The organism is Streptomyces sp. NPDC058773, assembly GCF_042746015.1.
Classification (GTDB): domain Bacteria; phylum Actinomycetota; class Actinomycetes; order Streptomycetales; family Streptomycetaceae; genus Streptomyces.
The window spans coordinates 253,536-260,885 of the sequence record NZ_JBHYPE010000005.1; the positions used below are offsets into that span (position 1 = coordinate 253,536).

The following is a 7,350-nucleotide window of genomic DNA, read 5'->3' on the forward strand; positions in this document are numbered from 1 at the left end:
CGGCCTTTGGCTCAGAAGAACACCGAGCGCCGCTGTACGAGCAGCTTGTAGAGGGTGTGCTGAATCGTCTCCCGGACCTGGTCGGTCAGGTTGAACATCAGCATCGGATCGTCCGCCGCCTCTGCCGGATAGCCGGCCGTCGGGATCGGCTCACCGAACTGGATCGTCCACTTCGTCGGCAGCGGCACCGCGCCCAGCGGCCCCAGCCACGGGAAGGTCGGCGTGACCGGGAAGTACGGCAGTCCCAGCACCCGCGCCAGCGTCTTGGCGTTCCCGATCATCGGGTAGATCTCCTCCGCGCCCACGATGGAGCACGGCACGATCGGTACCCCGGCCTTCAGCGCCGTCGAGACGAAGCCGCCCCGCCCGAAGCGCTGGAGCTTGTACCGGTCCGCGAAGGGCTTGCCGATGCCCTTGAAGCCCTCCGGCATCACCCCGACGATTTCCCCGCGCTCCAGCAGCCGCTGGGCGTCCTCCGCGCACGCGAGGGTGTGCCCGGCCTTCCGCGCCAGCTCGTTTATCACCGGCAGGACGAACACCAAGTCTGCCGCCAGCAGCCGCAGATGACGCTGCGCCGGGTGGTTGTCGTGCACCCCGACCTGGAGCATCAGCCCGTCCAGCGGCAGCGTCCCGGAGTGATTGGCGACGATCAGCGCGCCGCCGTCGGAGGGGATGTTCTCGACCCCCTTCACCTCGACCCGGAAGTACTTCTCGTAGACGGGCCGCAGCAGCGACATCAGGACCTGGTCGGTCAGCTCCTCGTCGTACCCGAAGTCGTCGACCTCGTAGTCGCCGGTGATCCGCCGCCGGAGAAAGGCCAGCCCGCCCGCGATCCGCTCGTCCAGGGACCGCCCGGGGCTCGGCCGCGGGGGCGCCGCCGGCGGGTGCTCGGTCCGCGCCTCCGGTACGGGCGCCAGCGCCGCACCGCGTCCCGTGCGCCCGGCCCGCCTGGCCTTCCTGCGCGCCCGGGGCTCCTCGCCGAAGGGAATGACCTTGGCGTCCGCCATCGTGGATGAACTCCTCACTGGGTCGGGCCGCCGCGTGCGGGCAGCACGCCGGCGAGCCGGTCGACGGTGCGGGCGAGGGACTCGGGCGGCAGCAGCCCGGGTCCGCGGCTGCGGGCGAATTCCGCGAAGGTCTCCGCCGTCGTGTACTGCGGACGGAATCCCAGCGTTTCGCGCATCTGGGTCGTCTCGACGACCCTGCCGTGCGTGAGCAGCCGGATCTGTTCCGGCGAGAAGTCCGTGATGCCGATGGAACGCAGCGCCGTACCGGCCCAGGTGACGGTCGGCAGCAGCAGCGGGACGGTGGGCCGCCCCAGCCGCCGGGAGGTCTGCGACAGCAGCAGCACACCGTCTCCGGCGATATTGAACGTGCCGCTGTTGAGCGTGCCGCGGCGGGGCGCGGCCGCGGCGATCCGCAGCACCTCGATGGCGTCGTCCTCGTGGACGAACTGCAGCCGCGGGTCGTAGCCGAGGACGGTGGGCCATACGGGCAGCGAGAAGTACTCGGCGAGCGGGGAATCGGCGGACGGCCCGAGGATGTTGGCGAAGCGCAGCACACACACCGCGACGTCCGGGCGGCGGCGGGCGAAGCCGCGTACGTACCCCTCGACCTCGACGACGTCCTTGGCGAAGCCGCCGCTGGGCAGCGACTTCGGGGTGGTGGTCTCGGTGAAGACCGCGGGGTCCCGGGGCGCGGAGCCGTAGACGCTGGTGCTGGACTTGATGACCAGCCGCTGCACCTTCGGGGCCTTCTGGCAGGCGCCGAGCAGCTGCATCGTCCCGATGACGTTGGTTTCCTTCACCGAGGCGCGGCCACCGCGCTTGCCCAACGGGGTGCCGTTGATGTCCATATGGACGACGGTGTCGACGCCGGTCTCGGCCAGGACCCGGGCAATGGCCGGATGCCGGATATCGGCTTTGAGGAATTCGGCGCCGCCCAGATGGTGCTCCGGTGGCACGGCGTCGACACCGATCACCCGCTCGACATCGGGATCGCGCTGGATACGCCGGACGAACCGGCCGCCCAATTGCCGTGCGACTCCCGTGACGAGCACGACCTTGCCCAAGATCAGCCCTTCCTTCCCGCCGCGACCACGCCGTAGCCAGCCTGTGCGGCCAACGCTATCGGGTCGGTGTTGCGCAGTGATGACCGCAGGATGCCCGCGGCCACATTTCCGTCCGACCACCGTCCATACGGCCCACAACGCACCGCAGCCCCCCATCGCACCAAGGCGATGAGGGGCTGCGAATTCGCGATCAGCGTCGCTTACTTCTTGTTGCGACGCTGAACACGGGTGCGCTTGAGCAGCTTGCGGTGCTTCTTCTTCGCCATCCGCTTGCGCCGCTTCTTGATAACAGAGCCCACGACTACCCTCGCTCACTTCGAATCACTCGGTGCGGGGCGTCCGAGCCCACACTACCTACATCGGGCCAGCCTACCCGGCGCCGGGCGAACGGCGTAATCCGAGGGTCGGCAACGGACCCGTCAGGCTGATTCCACCCCCACAAAGGACTCCCGGAGATAGTCGTGAACCGCCTGCTCCGGTACCCGGAATGACCTCCCCACGCGAATCGCGGGCAGATGGCCGCTGTGCACCAGGCGGTACACGGTCATCTTCGACACTCGCATCACCGTGGCGACCTCCGCCACTGTCAGGAACACGACCTCGTTCAGAGGCCTCTGGTCTGCCGCCATGTCACACCTGCACCTTCCGCATAAGACGGTCACCGGCTTCCCCTCCGGTGACTCTTCGTCGCTATGCGCTCACTCCCCAGATTAGGGGCGGGTGATGCGAGTGGGGAAGAGGAGCAGCGAACTGCCGCCTAATGGGACAGACAAGCACGATCGAGTACATAGCGGGCCAGCGGCCGATAGTCCTCCTCCGGCACCGCGTCATCGAGCGGCACCACCACGGACACCCGCCCCTCGGCCTGTCCGACGAACGGTGCCGGATCGTCCGTGTCCGCCAGCCCGATCGCCTCGAACCCCAGCTGACCTGCCCCGCAGACCCAGCCGTGGTCCCCGATCACCAGCTCCGGCAGCCGCCCCGCGACGTCCGCCGCGGCCGCCAGAGCGGTCCGTACCGGGAGCGGTGAATGGGTGTGTACGCCCCCGGTCCCTGGCGCGCCCCCCACGCCGGTTTCTCGCATCAGCGCGACTCCCCGTACGTACGTGAGGGTGCAGGGACGTACTCCGAACCGGGTCGCTATGTCGACACGGGCGCCATACGCCGGGGTGAGAACGGGGCAGCCCGCCGACGAGAGAGCGTCTGCGAGGGCGGCGTAGAACTCCAGCAGCCGGTGCGGATGGCCGGTGCCGATCAGCACCGGTGCCCGGCGGCCGGCCGCCGCGGCGAGCCGTTCGGCGAAGCCGTCCAGCGCGGCGACCGTACGGTCGGGGTCGATCACATCCGGGCCGGATGTGTGCGCGGGATCGGCCGAAACCCCGCACTTCCGCCCCATCAGTCGCAGGAGTTCACCGAGCGGCCAGTCCCGTTCGGGGTCCAGCCCCAGCAGCACCCTGGGATCGCGCGCCGCGAAGAGCCGGTAGCGCGCCAGGCTCTGCTCCCGCGTGGTCGCGATCGTCCCCGCGAGCCGCGCCTCGATCAGGTGCGCCCGCAGCACACCGGTTCCCCACACGCGTCCCATACTGTCCGGTTGGTCGGCCTACGGGTGCCCTGACCGACGGGTAGTCACACATCCGTGGGGCACGACGCCGTGGCCCGGCCGTACGGGAGCGGTGGACGGCGCCGGGCGGCCGGCCCCGCGGCAGCGGCCGGTGCGGCTACGACAGCGCCCGTACGCCTACGGCAGCAGCCCGTGCGCCGGGAAGACCGCCCGACGGGTCGCCAGGACGGCCTGGTCCAGCCGGTCGGCCGGGTCGTAACCGCCGTCGATGAAGTCCCGCCACTGCGGCGTACGGCCGTCCGTCATCCGGTGCGGCGCCAACTGCCGGGTCCGGCGGAAGACTTCGTGCCGCCAGGCCTCCGGCACCATCGTGGTCGGGTCGATCGGCCGGCCCGCCGCGATCGCGACCAGATGCGTCCAGCTGCGCGGCACCACGTCCACCACCGCATAGCCTCCCCCGCCGAGCGCCACCCAGCGGCCGTCCGCGTGCTCGTGCGCCAGATCGTGGCAGGCCTCCGCCACCGCGCGCTGGGCATCCAGGCTCACCGCGAGATGCGCCAGCGGATCCTCGAAGTGGGTGTCCGCGCCGTGCTGCGTCACGATCACCTGCGGCCGGAACGCGCCCAGCAGCTCCGGAACCACGGCATGGAACGCCCGCAGCCAGCCCTCGTCCCCCGTCCCGGCCGGCAGCGCAACGTTCGCCGCGGTGCCCTCCGCGCCCGCCCCGCCGGTCTCCTCCGGCCAGCCGGTCTGCGGGAAGAGCGTCCGGGGGTGCTCGTGCAGCGAGACGGTCAGCACCCGCGGGTCCTCCCAGAACGCCGCCTGCACCCCGTCGCCGTGGTGGACGTCCACATCCACGTACGCGACCCGTTCGGCGCCCAGCTCCAGCAGCCGGGCGATCGCCAGCGACGCGTCGTTGTAGATACAGAAACCGGCCGCCCCGCCCGGCATCGCGTGGTGCAGCCCGCCGGCGAAGTTCACCGCATGCGCCGCGTCGCCGCGCCAGACCGCCTCCGCCGCGCCCACCGACTGCCCGGCGATCAGCGCGGACGCCTCATGCATCCGCACGAACGCAGGATCGTCCGCGGTCCCCAGCCCGTACGACTCCTCCGCGTCAGCCGGGTCGGCCGAGGCTCTCCGGACCGCGGCGATGTAGTCCTCACGATGCACCAGCCGCAGGGTGGAGTCCCCGGCCGGCTTGGCCGCGACCACCTCCAGCGGTCCGCGGTCCAGCTCGAACGCCTCCACCAAACGCATGGTCAGCGCGAGCCGGACCGGGTCCATCGGATGCCCGGACCCGAAGTCGTAGCCCGTTACTGCCTCATCCCACATCAGCTGTGCGCGGCCGCTCATGCCCGTCACCGTATCGGGCCTCCGGCGCCCCGAACGAGCGGGAGTACACCAGCGTCACCAGCACCAAGGCCATCGGTACGAGCATGGCCCCCCGATAGCTCCAGGCCTCACCGAGCGCGCCGACCAGCGGGGAGCCGATCAAGAAGCCCACGTAATTGAAGATGTTCAGCCGCGCCACCGCCCGGTCCGCGGCCCCGGGACCGTGCTTCTCGAAGACCTGGCGCCCCGCCGCCGCGAACGTCTGGGGAACGATCACACACAGCCCGAGCCCCAGCAGCGTGAACCCCGCCATCCCGGAGCCGGCCCCCGGCGCAGCCGCCACCACCGCGAAACCACCCGCCGCGGCCACCGCCCCGGCCCGCACCACCGCGACCGCCCCGAAACGCCGTACCCCCAGATCCCCGACCGCCCGCCCGAGCAGCGTGGTGACCATGTAGACGTTGTACGGAACGGTGGCGAGCTGCTCGGAGCTCCCCAGGACGTCCTGCAGATACTTCGCGCTCCAGTTGGAGACGGTCGAGTCCCCGATGTACGCGAACGCCATCACCAGACACAACGGCAACAACAGCCGCATCACGAGGGGCGCGTCGGCCCCCGCCGTCCCGTCCTCACATCCCTCTGCCGCCCGCCCGTCCACGTCCACGAACCACCGGCCCGCGACCAGCGCCGCCGGCGCCAGGAGCGCCACCACCGGCCCGTACAGCAGCCCGAGCGACAGCTCCCAGTACGCACCCGCCCAGGCCAGCGAGGCGCCCACGATGCCGCCGAGGCTGTACGCGGCGTGGAACCCGAGCATGATGCTCCGCCCGTACGCCCGCTGCAGGCTCACCCCGAGCATGTTCATCGAGGCGTCCAGCGCCCCCACCGACAGCCCGAACACCGCCAGCGCCACCGCCACCTGCGTCATCGAGCCGACCGACCCGACGACCACCAGCGCCAGACACACCACCGGCTGCACCGCTCGCAGCACCCGGCCGGGCCGCACCCGCTTCACCAGCTGCTCGGTGACGAGGCTTCCCGCCCCCGCGAGGACCGGCACCGCCGCCAGGAACGCCGGCAGCAGGGCGTCCGAGATCCCGTAACGGTCCTGGATCGCCGGTATTCGGGTCACGAGGAGGGCGAAGACCGCCCCCTGTACGAAGAAGCTCAGGGCGAGCGCCACCCGACCGTACCGCAGCTGCGCTCCTGGTACCCGAGGGACCGTCATGGCCGCTCAGCGTAGAACTCCCCACTACCACTGGGTAGATGGATCACCACACCGATTACGGCGGCCCGCTGCCCGGCCACGACGGAGCCGTCCCCTACTGCAACAACCCCGGCAGCTCCGCCATATGGGCGAACAGCCCGGTGGCCCCGGCCTCCGCCAGCTTCTCCGCCGACGTCATCGCCGTGAAGCCGTAGACATCCATTCCCGCGGCCACCGCGGCCCGCACCCCCAGCGGACTGTCCTCCACCACCGCACACCGCTCCGGCGCCACCCCCATCTGCTGTGCCGCATGCAAAAACAGATCCGGCGCCGGCTTCCCCCGCCCCACATCCTGCGAAGAGAAGATGCGCTCACCGGCCCCACCGCCGTCCCCGGCGAACCGCTCCCACAACCCGGTCTTCGTCAATGCCACCCGAATGCGCTCATGGCTTCCCGACGACCCGACGCAGTACGGCACGCCGTCCGCGGCCAGCTTCTCCAGCACCTCGCCCACACCGGCCACCGGCTCCAGACTCCGGCGGAACTCCTCGAAGACCCGGGCATGAAAGTTCTCGTCGAAATCCGCGGGCAACCGCTTCCCGGACCGCCGCAGCACGCTCTCGTGGATACGGTGCATCGCACCGCCCATGTAGTCGCGCAACGAGTCTTCGTAGCTGGTCGGATGCCCCAATGCGGTGAGGTAGCCGGCAAGAATCCGATTGGAGATCGGCTCGCTGTCCACCAGGACGCCATCGTTATCGAAAATGACCAGCTCATAGCGCATGCCCAGGAGCCTACCGAGTGGCCCGTGAAACCGCCCGGAACGCAAAAAAGCTCCGGTCCCTGAACCAGAAGGTTCAGGGACCGGAGCATAAAATTTGTTCGGCGGCGTCCTACTCTCCCACAGGGTCCCCCCTGCAGTACCATCGGCGCTGAAAGGCTTAGCTTCCGGGTTCGGAATGTAACCGGGCGTTTCCCTAACGCTATGACCACCGAAACACTATGAAGTTGACCAACCCGGCAATGACACAGGTCGTTACTTCAGAACCTACACAGTGGACGCGAGCAACTGAGGACAAGCCCTCGGCCTATTAGTACCAGTCAACTCCACACCTTACGGCGCTTCCATATCTGGCCTATCAACCCAGTCGTCTACTGGGAGCCTTAACCCCTCAAAGG

8 protein-coding genes and 1 rRNA gene are annotated in these 7,350 nt (G+C 69.8%); all 9 read right to left on the reverse strand.

Features of this window, described 5'->3' with window-relative positions; genetic code table 11:
- Positions 1 to 11: 11 nt before the first annotated feature.
- Positions 12 to 1,007: a lysophospholipid acyltransferase family protein gene (locus ACFW5B_RS07355; RefSeq protein ID WP_386434554.1), complete on the reverse strand. Its 996-nt coding sequence runs from the start codon at positions 1,005 to 1,007 to the stop codon at positions 12 to 14.
- A gap of 14 nt (positions 1,008 to 1,021) precedes the next feature.
- Entirely contained in the window at positions 1,022 to 2,071 is a 1,050-nt protein-coding gene (locus ACFW5B_RS07360) for an NAD-dependent epimerase/dehydratase family protein (protein ID WP_386434558.1), read from the reverse strand.
- A gap of 200 nt (positions 2,072 to 2,271) precedes the next feature.
- Entirely contained in the window at positions 2,272 to 2,370 is a 99-nt protein-coding gene (locus ACFW5B_RS07365) for a 30S ribosomal protein bS22 (RefSeq protein ID WP_003948845.1), read from the reverse strand.
- Positions 2,371 to 2,490: 120 nt separating this feature from the next.
- A complete protein-coding gene (locus tag ACFW5B_RS07370; RefSeq protein ID WP_006604741.1) occupies positions 2,491 to 2,700 on the reverse strand; it encodes a helix-turn-helix domain-containing protein in 210 nt (69 codons plus the stop codon).
- A 128-nt stretch (positions 2,701 to 2,828) separates the two neighbouring features.
- The gene (locus tag ACFW5B_RS07375) at positions 2,829 to 3,644 is read right to left on the reverse strand and encodes a phosphatase (protein WP_386434562.1); all 816 of its coding nucleotides are present in this window, start codon (positions 3,642 to 3,644) and stop codon (positions 2,829 to 2,831) included.
- Between the two features lie 165 nt (positions 3,645 to 3,809).
- Positions 3,810 to 4,985 (reverse strand): acetoin utilization protein AcuC, encoded by a 1,176-nt coding sequence (locus ACFW5B_RS07380; protein WP_386434565.1) that lies wholly within the window; start codon positions 4,983 to 4,985, stop codon positions 3,810 to 3,812.
- A complete protein-coding gene (locus tag ACFW5B_RS07385; protein ID WP_386434567.1) occupies positions 4,954 to 6,192 on the reverse strand; it encodes an MFS transporter in 1,239 nt (412 codons plus the stop codon). The genes ACFW5B_RS07380 and ACFW5B_RS07385 overlap by 32 nt, the downstream gene beginning before the upstream one ends.
- Before the next feature lie 94 nt (positions 6,193 to 6,286).
- A complete protein-coding gene (locus ACFW5B_RS07390; protein WP_386434570.1) occupies positions 6,287 to 6,955 on the reverse strand; it encodes an HAD family hydrolase in 669 nt (222 codons plus the stop codon).
- 96 nt (positions 6,956 to 7,051) lie between these two features.
- Positions 7,052 to 7,168, reverse strand: a 5S ribosomal RNA gene (gene rrf, locus ACFW5B_RS07395).
- Positions 7,169 to 7,350 lie beyond the last annotated feature (182 nt).